This is a genomic window from Arthrobacter sp. ISL-28 (assembly GCF_018613875.1).
Lineage (GTDB): Bacteria > Actinomycetota > Actinomycetes > Actinomycetales > Micrococcaceae > Arthrobacter.
Genome location: NZ_JAGGPJ010000027.1, coordinates 79,282 through 91,703, shown reverse-complemented (window position 1 = coordinate 91,703; position 12,422 = coordinate 79,282). Strand labels below are relative to the sequence as shown.

Genomic DNA, 12,422 nt, shown 5'->3' with positions numbered 1-12,422 from the left:
TATTCCCTTATTGCCCTTGCTTTGTCTTATTGACGGAATCCTCGGCATGGCGGCAACCGCACACTCTTCGAATCTCCGGCGCGGTCGTGGCCAGCCACTAGGATTCAGCAGGACAGGTCAGCCCAGCAGGAGGTTCCATTGAACACACCGATCTACGAACAGGCGATGGGCGACGGGTTCGCCCGGCTGCAGCCTGAACTGCAGGACTATTTTTCGCTGGCCCCGGGCTCAGGCCGTTACGGTGTGGGCGAGGGTGTCTTTGACGTCGTCGGCTGCCGGCAGCGCTGGCTGCGGCCGCTGCTCCGGCTGACGGCCGGCGAACAGGCGTTTTTTCCCGAGTACGGCGAGCGCGTACCCTTCCGGATCGAAAACCACGCGCATCTGGACCCCTTCGGCCGTTCCAGCCTGACGGCCCGGCGGGAAATCTTCTTTCCAGACTGCACCCGCGTCTTCCAGGACACCACCAGTGTGTCCTCTCCCGCGGCCGCCAGCTCGGGCGGACCGGCCCGGCTCGTGGACTATGTGGGCAGGTACCGCCGTCTCGTCACCGATCTGAACCTGAGCGCGACCACCGAGGGCAGGCTCCGTGGTGTCTCCGAAGCATCGCGGCTGTTCCTCGGGCCCCTGCGCCTGCCGCTGCCGGCCTCCCTGGACGCCAAGGCCTACGCTGAGCAATGGTGGGATCCGGCCGACGGGGACCACGGCCGGCACCGGATCCAGGTGAAGGTCATCCAGCCGCAGATCGGCCTGGTGCTCGTCTATGCGGGCAGCTTCGACTACCGGCTCGAGTCTTATCCGGACGGCAGTTCGACGCCGGGATTCATCCCTCCGTATGCCGCCCCGGACCGCTGGGAGCGGCGAACCTGAGGCCTGAGGAATGTGCCCCGGCCGCCTGCGCGTTCAGCCCAGCGCCAGCTGATTCAGCGCGTCGGCACCTTGGGTCAGGCGGGCCAGCACCGCCGTGGCGCCTGACGGTGTATAGGCGTCAAGCCCTGCGGTAGGAGTGAGCCGGACCGCACCCAATGACGTTCCCGGCAGTCCCAGTTGCCGCCACGGGCGCCATAGTGCATCAGCGACTTCGGCTGCCTTGGGCAATCCCGCTGCAGCGTCGTCCACGGCCACGGCCCCGGCCCAGAGCCGTGTGCCGGCTTCAACCGCCTCGGCCAGCTGTTCCCACTGGCGTGATGTCAGCGCCTTGAGTGGAACAGCGATGCTGTCGGCTCCGGCGGCCAGAATCCGCTCGAACGGCGCCTCAATTTCAGTGACGGCAATAGCGATCTCAGCGGCGCCGGCGGCACGGAGGGCATCTACCACCACACGCCACAGCTCCGTTACTTCCTGTCCGGGGACGGAACGCAGCGTCCGGTAGCCGCTGGAGGTGGGAATTGAGCCGGCCAGGATGGAGGCGATGTCAGGTTCGTCGAGCTGAACCACGAGCCTGGCACCGGGAACAGCGCCGGCCACCCGTGCGAGGTGGTCCCCCACACCGGCGGCAAGGGAGGCGGCAATATCCCGCCGGGCACCATAATCGATGAGGGCACGCTCACCGTTGTGCAGGTGGAGTCCGGCGGCCAGGCTCAAGGGGCCCCGCAGCTGAACCTTGAATTCACGAGCAGGATCTTCCTCTTCCCCGGCGACATCCGCGAGCACGTTGATGTCAGTGGAGAGCGCCGACCTTGCCCGGATGAGGTCGCGCCCGGGGCGGTCGACGATACGCCAGCCGTGGGTCTGGACATCCACAGCCATGTCAACGAGCAGGGATGCCGTGCGGCCTATGGCGTCGGCGCCAACCCCGCGGTCCGGCAGTTCGGCAAGATACGGAAGGTGCGGGCTGCCCAGTTCGCCGCGAATGATGCGGGCGGCTTCAACCGGATCCTGCCCTGGCCATGGTCCCAGGGCGGTGGCCGTGACTTGGCGCTGCTGTGATTCTTCTGCGGCAGGCACGGCTTAGGCGTTGAGTCGTGCGGACGGTCCGGTGGCTGGAGTGGCCGGTTGGCCGCCGCCTTGTTGGTCAGCGGCCTGCCCCTCAGCGGCCTGTGGCTCAACGGCTTGTCCCCCAGCGGCCTGCGGGTCAGCGGCTCGGCCGGCGGCATTATGGTGGTCCTCGGCTATGGCTTCATGGTGGCGGATCACCTCGCCGATGATGAAGTTCAGGAATTTTTCCGCGAAGGCAGGGTCCAGCTGGGCGTCTTCCGCAAGCCGCCGCAGTCGGGCGATCTGGGCGGTTTCCCGGCCGGGGTCGCCGGCGGGAAGCCGGTGTGCGGCCTTGAGGAAGCCCACCTTCTGCGTCGCCTTAAACCGCTCCGCCAGGAGGTACACGAGGGTTGCATCGATGTTGTCGATGCTGGACCGGATCGACAGCAGCTCTGCCATTACCGCAGGGTCTACATTCCCTGCGAGCGAACTCGCGGCGGGATCGTAGGACTCGGTGTCAGGCAGGTCATGGTTTAGCTCGGTCATGGTTCCAGTCTATGGGCACAGCCGGAAACTCTGCCGGTGTTAAGCGGCCGCGCCCGCCGTCCCCCGACGGACAATGTAAGTGTTCCGCACCATACCAATGACGGAGGTTGGACATGAGGATTGCAGTTCTTGGCACCGGCATTGCGGGCAGGACTCTGGCAGGAAAACTCGTGGAGGTGGGGCACAGCGTGACTATGGGCTCCCGGAGCGCCACCAATGAGGCGGCCACAAAGTGGGCCTCCGGCGCTGGCCCGCGGGCCAAGGCCGGGACATTCCATGATGCCGCTGAGGACGGTGAGCTGGTTATCAACGCTACACCGGGCACGGTATCCCTCGACGTGCTGGCTGCAGCCAGCACCAGGAACCTTGGCGGCAAGGTGTTGATTGACGTGGCCAATCCGCTCGACCACTCGGCCGGCTTCCCGCCGTCGCTCTCCATCTCCAATACCGACAGCCTGGCCGAAACCATCCAACGGGCCTTCCCCACCGCCAAGGTGGTCAAAGCCCTCAACACCATGCGTGCTGACGTCATGGTGAACCCGGAGCGGCTGGCCGGCGGTGACCACGACGCGTTCATGGCCGGTGATGACCCGGAAGCCAAGGAACTGGTGGCGGGGCTGCTCGCGGAATTCGGCTGGCGCCCGGAACATATCAGGGATCTGGGTCCCCTCGATGCTGCCCGCGGAATGGAGATGTGGCTGCCGCTGTGGCTCCGGATCTTCATGACACAGGGCAACAGCCCGTTCAACATCAAGGTTGTCTCCGGGTAACGCTGCTCCCGAAAAAAGTGCCCGCCCTCCGCTGTGGAGAGCAGGCTCCGCTGTAGAGAGCAGGCACTCTGTCCGGCGGCGGCGCGCGCTAATCCAGTTCGGCGCGCTGCAGCGAGCGGGCGGCGTCGATGGTGGCCTGGCCGAGGACCCGGCTGCCCTGGTACAGCACAACAGTCTGCCCGGGCGCTACGCCCCGCAGGGGATCCGTCAGTGTCACCACGAGGCTGTCTCGGTGGACACCGCCTTCATCAGCAACGCGTTCCACCCGGGCCTTCGCGGGGACGGGGTCGCCGTGGGCGCGCACCTGTGCATAGCAGTCAAAGTCGGCCCCCGTGGCCACTTCGGTGATGGGCAGTCCGGCCCAGGAAACCTTGATGCCTCGGATTTCATCAATGGCGAGGAGTGCCTCCGGGCCGACCACGACCTTGTTCTCCTTCGGCCGGATTTCCAGCACGAAGCGCGGCTTGCCGTCGGCTGCGGGCCGGCCAAGCTTCAGGCCGCGACGCTGGCCCACGGTGAAGGCATTGGCCCCCGGGTGCTCACCGACCTTGGCTCCAGTTTCGTCGACGATGTCGCCGGTGGCCATCTCGATCTTCTCCGCCAGCCAGCCAGCGGTATCGCCGTCGGGGATGAAGCAGATGTCGTGGCTGTCGGGCTTGTTAGCCACGGACAACCCGCGGCGCTCCGCTTCAGCCCGGACCTCTGCCTTGGATGGAGTGTCCGCGAGCGGGAACATCGAGTGCTTAAGCTGTTCGTGGGTCAGCACCCCGAGGACGTAGCTCTGGTCCTTTGCCCAGTCAGCGGCGCGGTGGAGTTCACGGTTGCCGTCCGCGTCTTCGATGACCTTGGCATAGTGGCCGGTGCATACGGCGTCGAAACCAAGGGCGATTGCCTTCTCCAGGAGGGCAGCAAACTTGATGCGTTCATTGCAGCGCATGCAGGGGTTCGGTGTCCGGCCCGCAGCATATTCATCGATGAAGTCCTGGACCACATCTTCCTTGAACCGCTCGGAGAAGTCCCACACGTAGTACGGGATGCCCAAGACGTCGCACGCGCGCCAGGCGTCGCGGGAGTCCTCGATGGTGCAGCAGCCGCGGCTTCCCGTGCGCAGGGTGCCGGGCATTCGGGACAGCGCCAGGTGGACGCCGACGACGTCGTGCCCCGCCTCGACGGCGCGGGCGGCGGCGACGGCGGAGTCTACTCCGCCGCTCATGGCTGCTAGAACTCGCATTTAAGCTTTCTGTGGGTTATTGACGGGATCCGGTCATCGTCACCGCCGGACTCGGGATGCAGCATGGCGAAACCGAAGTTCAGCTGTTGCCCATCTATTCTATCGCCCGGCGGAATCTGCTCTAAATTGCCTTGACGGCCACCCCCGGTTCTTCTAAAGTCAAAGGAACTGGTTTTAGAATGCGGGCCGCACGGCCTGCCTGAGGAATCGAGCGGACAATGTCCCCTGAAAGCATCGTCATTGCAGGGGCGGGACTGGCCGGGGCAACAGCCGCCCGCACGTTGCGTAGCGAAGGATTCCACGGCCAGATCACCATCGCCGGGGCGGAATCGCACCACCCGTACATCAGGCCGCCCCTTTCCAAGGAATACCTGCTCGGCAAAGCCGCGGAGGACGCGGTGGAGGTCGTGCCCGAGAACTGGTACGCGGAAAACGGCGTCACCCTCCGCCTCGGTGTTCCGGTGACCGCAATCGACGCTGGGGACCACACGGTCCGCTACGCCGACGGCTCGTCCCAGCGCTACGGCGCCCTGCTGCTGGCCACCGGTGCACTCCCGCGGCTGCTTGAACTGCCCGGCAACGGGCTCGACGGCGTCACCACCTTCCGAACCCTGGACGATAGCCGGTACCTGCGTGAGCGGCTCGCGGACGGGGGCCGCAAGGTGGTCCTGATCGGCTCGGGCTGGATAGGCATGGAACTGGCAGCCGCGGCCCGGACCTACGGAAACCAGGTGACGCTCCTGGGCCTGGAGGAGGTTCCGCTCAGCGCAGCGATCGGCCCTGACCTCGGCCGCTTCTTCCGGACCCTGCATGAGGGCAACGGCGTGCAATTCCGGCTGCCTGAGTCGGCGCGGGAAATCACGGGACAGGAAGGCAAGGCCACCGGGGTAGTCACCGCCTCAGGCGAGCATCTGCCGGCGGACACGGTGGTGATCGCCGTGGGCGTCGTCCCGGATACCGCTGTGGCCGGTTCAGCCGGCTTGGATCTAAGGAACGGCATCCTCACCGACGCCTCGCTGCGGACCAGCGCTCCCGACATCTTCGCCGCCGGCGATGTCGCAAACGCCCTGCATCCGTTTACGGGCGAGCACCACCGCAGCGAACACTGGGCCAACGCCCTTAACGGTGGAAAGGTGGCGGGCAAGGCCATGCTCGGCCACGATGCCGTCCTGGATGCCATCCCGTACTTTTACACCGATCAGTTCGATGTCAGCATGGAATATTCCGGTTTTCCGCCCCTCACCGCGGAGGCCGCCCCCGTCTTCCGCGGATCCCTGGAATCGAAAGAATTCGTTGCCTTCTGGCAGCGGGATGGACGCGTGGTGGCAGGGATGAGCGTCAATTGGCCGCGGTCCAGCAAGCCAAGCGCACAGAAGACCATCAAAGCCCTCATCTCAGCCCGCTCTGTGGTGGCAGCCGAAGCACTGGCTGACGCGTCCGTTCCCTTTGATCAGCTGATGCCCGAACCCTGACGGGCAGCGGTGGCCGCCGTCTGGATCGATGACTCATGGCCGGCCATTCCGGCCTGCCGGGCACGCGAGTAGGCTGCCGGCAGGGCAGCCAGGAGAGCGTCCACGTCCGCTTCTGTTGACGGATGGCCAAGGGTAAAGCGCTGTGCCCCACGGGCGGTTTCCTCATCCAGTCCCATCGCCAGCAGGACATGGGACGGGCGGGGAACACCGGCCGTGCAGGCTGAGCCCGTGGACGATTCCACCCCGGCAAGGTCAAGGAGGAAGAGCAGGGAATCGCCCTCACAGCCCGGAAAAGTGAAATGCGCGTTACCTGGCAGCCGGCCCGCCCCCGGCGCTCCTCGCAGCACCGCCGAAGGCACAGCGTCGCGAACCCCCGAGATCAGCCGGTCCCTCAGGGCAGTTATCCGCGCCGATTCCGCCGGGAGGTTCCTGGCTGCCGATTCGGCCGCCGCGGCAAAGGCTGCGATCGAGGCGGTATCCAGCGTGCCGGAGCGGACGTCCCGCTCCTGGCCGCCGCCGTGCTGCACCGGTGTGAGCTTCACGGCCCGCCCCAGTATCAGGGCACCCACCCCCACCGGGCCGCCGATCTTGTGGCCGGAAATGGACATGGCCTCGAGGCCGGAAGCCTTGAAATCCACGGGAATGGAGCCGAAGGCCTGCACGGCGTCCGAGTGGACGGGAACGCCGACGCGGTGCGAGAGCTCCACGACGCGCTGGACCGGCTGGATGGTGCCGACCTCGTTGTTGGCCCACATGACCGTGACAAGGGCGACCGATTCCGGGTCGCGCAGTAGTTCGACCTCGAACGCCTCAAGATCCAGGACACCCTCAGAATTCACCGGCAGCCAGGCGACTTCGGCACCTTCGTGGCGTTCCAGCCACTCCACCGTGTCCAGAACGGCATGGTGTTCGATGGCGGAGCAGAGTATCCGCCGGCGCCTTGGGTCTTCGCTATGCCTGGACCAGTAAAGGCCCTTGACGGCGAGATTGTCGGCTTCGGTCCCGCCCGAGGTGAAGATAACCTCCGAGGGGTGGGCCCCGGCGGAGGCCGCGATGGTTTCGCGGGCATCCTCGACGGAACGCCGCGCACGGCGCCCCGAGCCGTGGAGGGACGACGGGTTTCCGGTCCGGGCCAGCTCGCGGGTCAGCGCGGCCAAAGCCTCGGCGGCGATGGGCGTGGTGGCGGCATGATCCAGGTAAACAGGCACGGCTTAATTCTAGCCGCGGCCCTTATGGCCTGATCCGGGCACAGCAGCGTCCGGAGGCCCGGTCCTCTTCGACCTTCTCTTCCGCCACGCCGCAGCCCGAGGCAACACCGCTGAGGAAAGCACCGTTCATGGCACACACCACCTCAACATGCGCGTCAGCCAGCCGGTGGAACGGGCAGTTCATGAGGACAAATCCCCCCTGCCCGTCGGGTGCCGGCCGGTATCCGATTCCCGTCAGCAACTCCTCCAGTGACGCCTCGCCCTCAGCCGAGGCGCGGCCGCGGGAGTAGGCCGTGGCAACGAGCGCCTCATGGACAGAACCCCGGCCCGACATGGATTCCTCGATGGCGGACGCCATGAGCTCCCCGGCGAGGTCGTAGCTGCGGTCAGGGACGGACACGCCCACCTCATCAAGTGCAGGACGGTACAGCTTGGCCGGGCGGCCCGACCCGGGACCGGCTTTTCCGCCGAGCTTCCTGAATTCGACGGCAAGAAGGCCGTCCCGCACCAGACGGTCCAGGTGAAACGACGCCGTGCTTCTCGGCAGGCCGAGCGCCCCCGCGGCGTCATCGCGTCCTACCGCCGCCGCCGCTGAGGCGACGAACTCAAAAAGCCTCCGCCGGTTGTCATCCCCCAGCGACGCGAGGGCCGCAAGCCGCCGGGGCCAGGAGAGCCTGGATCTCGATTCACGGGTCATGAATCCAGCGTATCTCTAAAAACAAGATTCATTGCTTAAGAGTTTCGCCCGGGTCTAAAATCAAGATACCTACTTTTAGAAGGAGCGTGTCATGAAAACCCCCGTCATGAAAACGTCAGCCAACGGCAGCGCCACCGCCGGATCCTTGGCACCCGAGACAGCCCGGCAGGCATTCCTGCTCCTGCGGACCGTGTTTACGGTGGCGCCCATACTGTTTGGCCTGGACAAATTCCTGAATCTGCTCACCGACTGGACGCTGTACCTGGCCCCGGTCGTAACGTCGGTGGTCCCCGTCTCCGGGCAGAACATCATGTCCGCCGTGGGCGTCATTGAGATTCTTGCGGGCCTGCTCGTCGCCTACCGACCACGGATCGGTTCACTTGTGGTCGCCGGGTGGCTGCTGGGGATCATCATCAATCTGCTCATCCTCGGCAGCTTCTACGACGTCGCCCTGCGCGACTTCGGCCTCCTGGTGGGGGCACTGGCCCTCAACCGGCTCGCTACAGCCGCCGGTAAGTAAAGGCCGAAACGGGCGGCAGGGGCGTGCGCTACTCCGACGGCGGGAGCACGGTCAGCCAGCGTGCAACGTCCGTCCTTGCTGCCGCGAGTGCCGGCGCGGACGGGCATGAGACCGTCACGTAAACCGACGAACCAGCCTGGCCGAAGACCCTGGCCAGAATGGCGGCCTTGCCCTTGGGCAGGGCCGCCCGCTCCAGGGCGAGGACTTCAACGGCAGGCCCAGGCTTTCCCGGTTCACCTCCCCAGCGAAGCGAGGCCGGTTTCAGGTACTTCGGCAGGATCGCGGGATCGAGATAGGTGAAGAGCTTCTCGGTCGATTCCCTGTCACCGCCTGACACCAGCGGCCACTGTCTGGTCCGGACCTTGGCTGCGGCCACGCAACCGTCGTCTTTCCTGTAGTGGGCGACGCCACCGGTGTTGTTCCCGCTCTGTTGCCAATGCGGTGCATCGGCCAGGCCTTCAGACAGGTGCACGGGAACGCCGTGGCCGAGCGTGCCCCCTGCGGAGAACGGCATGTTGCGCGCCGCGACGGCACCGGCGTCATGGCCGGGCGTGACCGTAGGGGTGGCGGGCTGCCTGCTGGCTGGCGCGGTGTCCGGGGCATCGGGATCCGGCACGCCCACGCTGCAGCTGCCAAGCAGCGCCACTGCCGCCAGAGCTGCCGCGGCTTGCAGGACGCGGCCTTTCAGGCCATGCCGCCCTTTTGTGCTCAGCGCGTCGGCCATCTCCACCTTCCAAGTATTTGCTGCAACCAGGCGGGGTGTCCGGCACACCCCCGCCCACTGTCCTTCGAAAAAGTCTAGACGGCCCGGGTGGGCGCAACCCGCCCCGTCCGGGAACCCCGGACACAGGCATGGACGTTGTCTGACTAGTCCCGCATGGCCGGCGATATGCTGGGCAGACCGGAGCAGGCGTGTGTGCGCTGGCAACATCAACCGAAGGACCGTGCTTGACCGAGGGCAGCAGCTCCCACTACGAGGTACTCCGCGTCCCCGTGACCGCTACGGATAAGGAGATCAAGCTGGCCTACCGCAGGGCGGCAAGGGCCTCCCATCCCGACCATGGCGGTGACGCCGCCACCTTCCGGCTGGTGACGACGGCCTACGAAACCCTGATCGACCCGCGACGCCGGGCGGCCTACGACCGCTCGTATGCAGCCGGCCCCCGGTACCGGGCCAGGGAAAGCGCGGATGAAGCGCATTTTGATGCCCCGGCGGCTGGCAGCCACGCCTCAGCAACCATCCACCGGCCGAGCACTCCCCGGAACACGTCAGGGGACGCGCCCGTGTATGTGCCGCCCTTTGATACGCCAGGCACCGTCCCCCTGCTCCCCTTCGAGCTGGCCAGCCGTCAAGTCCACGGGATGCCGAGGAAACGCGGCATTTTCGGCGCCGAGGCCAGGATTCAGCGCGAGATGCGCACGGTGCAGCTCATCAGCAGGCAGGTCCTCCCCGCCATTCCGGCAGCCCGGCTCATCAACGGCCTGCAGTCTCCAGCGGACAACAGTCACATTGACCACGCATTGCTCTCGGGCTATCGGCTGGCCCTGATCGGCTCCATGCTCCTGCCCAAGGGCGCGTATGCCTGGGATGGAGCCGTGCTGAAACATGGCAGCCGGTCGATCGCTCCCCCGCAGCTGACCCAAGTGGTTTGGGCGATGCAGGACATCTTCCCGGAGCTGAACGTGACCGGCTGGACAGTGGTTCACAGCCCGGACGGGAACCTTCATGAGCCGGTCATTGATCACCACCGCCGGTCCCGGGGCTCGTCCGACATTGTTCAAGTGGTCAATGCAGCCGGGCTCGCCAGGGGCCTCAAGCAGTTCCTGGCCGCGGGCCCTGCCCCCAACACAGTCAACGTCCAGGTGCTTGCCCGGCTGCTCAGGGGCATGCACTGATCTCACTGCTGATCCCGGCCGGCGTTGTCCCGGCATTAGGATGGAACAGTGTTCCGCATCCTCTTCCACTCCCCTGAAATCCCCGGGAATACCGGCAACGCCATCCGGCTTGCAGCCATCACCGGCGCCGAACTCCACCTCGTGGAGCCCCTGGGATTCGATTTCTCCGATGCCAAACTGCGCCGGGCCGGCCTGGACTACCACGATCTTGCCGTCGTGACGGTCCATCCTGACCTCGAAGCGGCCTGGAAAGCCCTGCAGCCGGAACGCGTCTTTGCTTTTACCTCCGATGGCGAAAAATCGTACGCGGACATCGCCTATCTGCCGGGCGACGTCCTGCTGTTCGGCCAGGAATCGGTGGGACTGCCGGAGCAGGTGAAAAACGACCCCCACGTCACAGCCAGGGTGCGGCTTCCCATGCTGCCCTCACTGCGGTCATTGAACCTGGCGAACGCCGCGTCCATCGTCGTCTATGAAGCCTGGCGCCAGCAGGGTTTCGCCGGCGCCCAGCTCTGATCGGGCGTCACGCACCCATCCCCTGCAGCCCCTGCAACGAATTACTCCTGAGGACATTCCCCGGATTAAGGAGCGGCAGGTGAAAACAGCTCGTGCGGGCCGGGCCGCATTCCATTTCGCCCCGCACGCTTCTACCGTTTCCGGACCGGGTGGTGCTCAGGAATTGCCGTCCCGCGACCTATGCTTGACAGTGATGGAGACTCCCAACGCGCCGAACTTCGACGCCCCAGCGGCGCCGGGCACCGCCGTCGACCTTAACAGTCAGCTGGCGGCATTGCTGGAGCGCGTTGCCGGCGGTGACCAGGACGCCTTCGCCGAGTTCTACCGGCTGACGTCGCGCCGGGTGTACGGCATGGCCAGGCGCGTCCTCATCGATCCGGAGCTCAGCGAAGACACGACGCAGGAGGTCTATCTGCAGGTCTGGCAGAACGCTGCCAAATTCGATTCCGCGAGTGGAAGCCCCCTGGCCTGGCTCATGACCATCTCGCACCGCCGCGCCGTAGACAAGGTGCGGTCCTCGCAGTCCTCCAGCGACCGGGAGGCCAAGTATGGTGCGAGCAGCCAGGACATCGACCACGATACCGTGTCTGATGAGGTGGGCAGCCGGCTGGAAGCCGAGGCCGTAGTCCGGTGCCTTGGCACCCTGACCGAAACGCAGCAGGAATCGGTGCGGCTGGCCTACTACGGCGGGCTCACCTACCGTGAAGTCGCTGAAAAGCTCAACGCCGCCGTACCTACGATCAAGTCCCGCATCCGCGATGGACTGATCCGATTGAAGACCTGCCTGGGGGTGAGTTGAAATGAACGAAACGAATGACGCGAACGGGCGCCAGCTGCCCCGGGCATTCGCTGCCGACATTTCCACTGACCTGATGGCCGGCCGCGCCGTGGAACTTGCCGAGATCTACGCCCTGGATGCCGTGAGCGATGCAGAACGCGAAGCCATTGAGGCGTATCTCAGGACCGCTCCGGAGGCTGAACGGGAATCCTTCAACGAGCGTGTGCGGCAAGCCAGGGAGACATTGGCGGCGGCGTTGACTGCGGAGGAAGAACCTCCCGCAGACCTGTTCGGCCGCATCACCGCCCAGCTTCCGGCGAAACCTGCCCCGGAGCGTCCGGACGCAGCCGCGGCGCCGGCGGCCACTGAGCTTGCCGCTGCACGCGAACGCCGTGAAGCGCGACGCCGGGCCCCGGGCATGCGGAATTGGCTGATCGGCGTTGCGGCTGCTGCCGTCATCGCCCTCGGCGGTGTGGGTGTTGGCACCTACGTGGCCAGCCAGAACGATCCGCTGACGCAGGTCCTTCAGGCACAGGACGTCCGTCAGGCCACGGTGAATGTCAGCGGCGGCGGAACGGCGACCGTATCCATATCGCCGTCGAAGGACGCCCTGGTGGTGCGGATGAAGGACGTGCCCGCTCCGCCTCCGGGCAAGGTTTACCAGATGTGGCTGATCCCGAAGGACGGGTCCGCTCCCGTTTCCCAGGGACTGATGGACGAGCAAGCCCTGTCCAAGCCCGCCGTCGTCAAGGGCATCGGTTCGGCGGCCTCGCTGGGAATCACCGTGGAACCTGCCGGGGGCTCGAAGGTCCCGACGCTTCCCACTGTGGCCGCTGCGCCGCTCAACACCTGAGCACTTCAGAGCCTGAGCGGT

The 12,422-nt window shown here is 66.0% G+C and carries 13 protein-coding genes and 1 pseudogene; 8 read left to right on the top strand and 6 right to left on the bottom strand.

The genetic code is table 11. The annotated features are described in order from the left end of the window. The first annotated feature begins 138 nt into the window (after positions 1-138). Positions 139-867 (top strand): DUF4166 domain-containing protein, encoded by a 729-nt coding sequence (locus J7E80_RS17355; RefSeq protein ID WP_215053477.1) that lies wholly within the window; start codon positions 139-141, stop codon positions 865-867. A 33-nt stretch (positions 868-900) separates the two neighbouring features. Here J7E80_RS17355 and J7E80_RS17350 read toward each other — a convergent pair whose 3' ends face one another. Both J7E80_RS17350 and J7E80_RS17345 read right to left on the bottom strand, forming a co-directional pair. Beyond that, a complete protein-coding gene (locus J7E80_RS17350; protein ID WP_215053476.1) occupies positions 901-1,944 on the bottom strand; it encodes a hypothetical protein in 1,044 nt (347 codons plus the stop codon). 132 nt (positions 1,945-2,076) lie between these two features. Continuing rightward, positions 2,077-2,460, bottom strand: a pseudogene (locus J7E80_RS17345) (chorismate mutase); the annotation flags it as partial. A gap of 113 nt (positions 2,461-2,573) precedes the next feature. Between J7E80_RS17345 and J7E80_RS17340 the strand changes: the two are divergent. Next, positions 2,574-3,230 carry an NADPH-dependent F420 reductase gene (locus J7E80_RS17340; RefSeq protein WP_215053475.1) on the top strand — a complete coding sequence of 219 codons (657 nt, stop codon included), beginning with the start codon at positions 2,574-2,576 and terminating at the stop codon, positions 3,228-3,230. Positions 3,231-3,318: 88 nt separating this feature from the next. Here the strand turns inward: J7E80_RS17340 and mnmA are convergent, their stop codons facing one another. After that, on the bottom strand, positions 3,319-4,461 hold the full coding sequence (gene mnmA, locus J7E80_RS17335) for a tRNA 2-thiouridine(34) synthase MnmA (RefSeq protein WP_215053474.1): 1,143 nt from the start codon (positions 4,459-4,461) through the stop codon (positions 3,319-3,321). 218 nt (positions 4,462-4,679) lie between these two features. Between mnmA and J7E80_RS17330 the strand changes: the two genes are divergently transcribed. Continuing rightward, a complete protein-coding gene (locus J7E80_RS17330; protein WP_215053473.1) occupies positions 4,680-5,933 on the top strand; it encodes an NAD(P)/FAD-dependent oxidoreductase in 1,254 nt (417 codons plus the stop codon). On the opposite strand, the gene J7E80_RS17325 is transcribed toward J7E80_RS17330, so the two are convergent. Together J7E80_RS17325 and J7E80_RS17320 are read right to left on the bottom strand one after the other, a co-directional pair. Continuing rightward, positions 5,912-7,141 (bottom strand): cysteine desulfurase family protein, encoded by a 1,230-nt coding sequence (locus J7E80_RS17325; protein WP_215053472.1) that lies wholly within the window; start codon positions 7,139-7,141, stop codon positions 5,912-5,914. The two genes, J7E80_RS17330 and J7E80_RS17325, sit on opposite strands and share 22 nt — an antisense overlap. A gap of 22 nt (positions 7,142-7,163) precedes the next feature. Beyond that, positions 7,164-7,838: a metalloregulator ArsR/SmtB family transcription factor gene (locus J7E80_RS17320; RefSeq protein ID WP_215053471.1), complete on the bottom strand. Its 675-nt coding sequence runs from the start codon at positions 7,836-7,838 to the stop codon at positions 7,164-7,166. Positions 7,839-7,944: 106 nt separating this feature from the next. Here J7E80_RS17320 and J7E80_RS17315 point away from each other — a divergent pair, with 106 nt between their 5' ends. Continuing rightward, entirely contained in the window at positions 7,945-8,358 is a 414-nt protein-coding gene (locus J7E80_RS17315) for a hypothetical protein (protein WP_215053652.1), read from the top strand. Between the two features lie 28 nt (positions 8,359-8,386). Here J7E80_RS17315 and J7E80_RS17310 read toward each other — a convergent pair whose 3' ends face one another. Beyond that, positions 8,387-9,082, bottom strand: coding sequence for a hypothetical protein (locus tag J7E80_RS17310; protein WP_251037041.1), 696 nt, complete (start codon positions 9,080-9,082; stop codon positions 8,387-8,389). A 224-nt stretch (positions 9,083-9,306) separates the two neighbouring features. Here J7E80_RS17310 and J7E80_RS17305 point away from each other — a divergent pair, with 224 nt between their 5' ends. From J7E80_RS17305 to J7E80_RS17290, 4 genes are all read left to right on the top strand, one after another. Then, positions 9,307-10,254, top strand: a complete 948-nt coding sequence (locus tag J7E80_RS17305) for a J domain-containing protein (RefSeq protein WP_215053470.1) — start codon at positions 9,307-9,309, stop codon at positions 10,252-10,254. A 48-nt stretch (positions 10,255-10,302) separates the two neighbouring features. Beyond that, positions 10,303-10,770 carry a tRNA (cytidine(34)-2'-O)-methyltransferase gene (locus tag J7E80_RS17300; protein WP_215053469.1) on the top strand — a complete coding sequence of 156 codons (468 nt, stop codon included), beginning with the start codon at positions 10,303-10,305 and terminating at the stop codon, positions 10,768-10,770. 193 nt (positions 10,771-10,963) lie between these two features. After that, complete coding sequence (locus tag J7E80_RS17295) at positions 10,964-11,569, top strand: sigma-70 family RNA polymerase sigma factor (RefSeq protein WP_215053468.1); 606 nt, start codon at positions 10,964-10,966, stop codon at positions 11,567-11,569. Between the two features lies 1 nt (position 11,570). After that, positions 11,571-12,401 carry an anti-sigma factor domain-containing protein gene (locus J7E80_RS17290; RefSeq protein WP_215053467.1) on the top strand — a complete coding sequence of 277 codons (831 nt, stop codon included), beginning with the start codon at positions 11,571-11,573 and terminating at the stop codon, positions 12,399-12,401. The last annotated feature ends 21 nt before the right edge of the window (positions 12,402-12,422 follow it).

What these genes read in the sequence shown, in the direction of transcription:
- J7E80_RS17340 (WP_215053475.1), top strand. Translation starts at nt 2,574, where the DNA reads ATGAGGATTGCAGTTCTTGGCACCGGCATTGCGGGCAGGACTCTGGCA.
- mnmA (WP_215053474.1), bottom strand. Translation starts at nt 4,461, where the DNA reads ATGCGAGTTCTAGCAGCCATGAGCGGCGGAGTAGACTCCGCCGTCGCC.
- J7E80_RS17330 (WP_215053473.1), top strand. Translation starts at nt 4,680, where the DNA reads ATGTCCCCTGAAAGCATCGTCATTGCAGGGGCGGGACTGGCCGGGGCA.
- J7E80_RS17320 (WP_215053471.1), bottom strand. Translation starts at nt 7,838, where the DNA reads ATGACCCGTGAATCGAGATCCAGGCTCTCCTGGCCCCGGCGGCTTGCG.
- J7E80_RS17315 (WP_215053652.1), top strand. Translation starts at nt 7,945, where the DNA reads ATGAAAACGTCAGCCAACGGCAGCGCCACCGCCGGATCCTTGGCACCC.
- J7E80_RS17310 (WP_251037041.1), bottom strand. Translation starts at nt 9,082, where the DNA reads ATGGCCGACGCGCTGAGCACAAAAGGGCGGCATGGCCTGAAAGGCCGC.
- J7E80_RS17295 (WP_215053468.1), top strand. Translation starts at nt 10,964, where the DNA reads ATGGAGACTCCCAACGCGCCGAACTTCGACGCCCCAGCGGCGCCGGGC.
- J7E80_RS17290 (WP_215053467.1), top strand. Translation starts at nt 11,571, where the DNA reads ATGAACGAAACGAATGACGCGAACGGGCGCCAGCTGCCCCGGGCATTC.